Genomic DNA, 2,056 nt, shown 5'->3' with positions numbered 1-2,056 from the left:
ACTTCTTTTTTAGTTCTTATGTACTAAAATGGCGATGCGTTCTCCTATGTGCCAGTTAAGGGTGCGGAATGTGGGTTAAAGCTGTTCAAGCTGGAGACAAGCGCAAAGCAATGTCACTACAGAAGCTAATCCTGAAATCTCGTGCGGCTAGGTTTCTGGCAATTCGTCAAGTAACTCAGCTAAACGCTGGTAAAAAGACTGCTGGCATCGATGGTAAGACCGCTTTAACGTTTGAAGAAAGATTCAACCTGGAATTATTACTCAGACAAAAGAATTGGTATCACAACAAACTTAGACTGATACCAATTCCCAAAAAAGACGGCTCCACCAGATACCTGAAAGTCCCGACGGTGTGTTCATATTGCACCTCGAATCAAGAGAGTTTAGGGATATTTTGTTTGACCCCCACTATTTCCTTATCGTAGAGCTTTTTACTCAAAGCTAAAAGAGAAATTATAAAAATAACAAAGAAGCTATGTTGCTTGTTAGCACGTGTGCTACTAGTCGCTCACTAGTAGCATTAAAATCGCCGCTCAAATCTTGTATTATTAATCAGTTATAGGTGGCTTACTGGTAATCTACTAGTAATTCAAAGTGGGTTAAACTAAAAAAGGAGTATATTGGGATGCATTTATGGCAACGGATAATCCGCGCGTAGCAGCCTACCCACCACAACGAATTTATGAGCGTTTAGTAGAATTTAAACGCGAACGAGGCTTAAAATCAGATTCTGCTGCAATGATCGCAATTCTTGAAAGTTACTTTTTTGGTAGCACACCTGACTCAGATAGTGACACACCAGCGACAACTTTTCGTTTATCAGAGTTAGAGGTAAAGTTGTTAGCCTGCTTGAAGATGTAGCATTTCTCAAGCAGGCTTATGTCAGTTTACACTCAGATTCACAACCGAATTTAAGTGAGTCACCAGATACAGAAGTTAAGAAAAAGCAAGCTGAGTCCGACATTGGTGTACCACTAAGTGAGTCACGGGTAGAGTACAACCAGTCCTTTAATTCGGACAAAGCAAGCACTGGTGAGTTAAAAGCTGAGTCTAGTGAGCCACCAAATCAAGCAATAATAATTGATAGTATTAAAAAATCTGTATGTCCAGAAATTGTTACAAGTGAGCTAAATGAGGTTGAATCGTCGGCAATCAGCGAGCTAGTTAGTGACACACTTAGTGAGCTATCAGTACCCGAAGAGAATAATCACTCAATAGTTACAGTCATTAATAGTGAGCTATCGAGTGATTTACACAGTAGCCCACTTAAACCAAAAGAAAATCAAAATTCGTTGACGCCACAAGAGCTAACTGGTGCGGCCTTAGCAAGAAGACTAAATGTTTCTCCCAGTACTCTTCGTCACAAGAAAAACGCTCGCAATTTTGGACAATGGACTTCTGGACATGACCCAGATGGAATCGCTTGGTACTTTGATGGTCAAAAATTTATCTCAAAGGCTAATTCTCACATACAGTAAAACCCTTTGAGTAATTTTTTACTCAAAGGGTTGAACTCGTACAAAATAATTATTTTGTACGCTCGCAGAAGCTATTCAGATTTCACTGGTACACGGCGGATTTTTTCACGTAAAGTTTCTAAAACTTCGGGTGTAACTACATACCACCAAGGGCTTTGATCCTTTTCTTGGAAAGCCTGGATAATTCCTTTTTCTCGCCAGTAATGGATGGTATGAATTCCAACACCTAATTTTTCAGCCAGGGCACTGGTGGAATAGTAGCCTTCTGGGCTAATCCCCGATTTTGCAACAATTGGGTCACTTAAAGGTTTATCAAGACCATATTTCCAGCGAAGCCAAGCAACACCTTTTTTGGTAAAAGGTCGCCCAGTAGTATTCAATAAACCCCGACGATTCAGTTCAAGAGCAATTTCGGTATCAGTTCGACCAAGAGCTAATTCCTCAATCAGTTGAATAACTTCTTTCGGTGTTCGGTATTTGTCTGCATTTGTTGGGCGTGTTGCAACTAAGATACTTGTAGCTCCAGTATGCCAGAGTATTTGTATACGAGTAGAGCGTTCTGGAGCATCGATTGGGGT

3 protein-coding genes and 1 pseudogene are annotated in these 2,056 nt (G+C 40.5%); 3 read left to right on the top strand and 1 reads right to left on the bottom strand.

All coding sequences use genetic code 11. From position 1 onward, the window contains the following. Nucleotides 1-77: 77 nt before the first annotated feature. The 3 genes and pseudogenes from ICL16_RS26295 to ICL16_RS44940 all read left to right on the top strand — a co-directional run. Nucleotides 78-353 (top strand): annotated as a pseudogene (locus ICL16_RS26295) (reverse transcriptase N-terminal domain-containing protein); the annotation flags it as partial. A 280-nt stretch (nt 354-633) separates the two neighbouring features. Next, nucleotides 634-861 carry a hypothetical protein gene (locus tag ICL16_RS44945; RefSeq protein WP_202895734.1) on the top strand — a complete coding sequence of 76 codons (228 nt, stop codon included), beginning with the start codon at nt 634-636 and terminating at the stop codon, nt 859-861. Between the two features lie 431 nt (nt 862-1,292). Then, nucleotides 1,293-1,478, top strand: coding sequence for a hypothetical protein (locus ICL16_RS44940; protein WP_202895733.1), 186 nt, complete (start codon nt 1,293-1,295; stop codon nt 1,476-1,478). A gap of 71 nt (nt 1,479-1,549) precedes the next feature. Here ICL16_RS44940 and ICL16_RS26285 read toward each other — a convergent pair. Then, nucleotides 1,550-2,056, bottom strand: a 507-nt coding sequence (locus ICL16_RS26285; protein ID WP_190833920.1) for a MerR family transcriptional regulator, incomplete at its 5' end; no start/stop codon positions are given.

Origin of the sequence: Iningainema tapete BLCC-T55, from assembly GCF_014698965.1 — a bacterium.
In the GTDB taxonomy this organism is placed as follows: Bacteria; Cyanobacteriota; Cyanobacteriia; order Cyanobacteriales; family Nostocaceae; genus Iningainema; species Iningainema tapete.
The sequence above is the reverse complement of the archived record's forward strand: the minus strand, read 5'-3'. Positions and strand labels throughout refer to the sequence as shown.

Coding starts and splice junctions, on each gene's coding strand:
- ICL16_RS44945 (WP_202895734.1), top strand. CDS start 634: ATGGCAACGGATAATCCGCGCGTAGCAGCCTACCCACCACAACGAATT.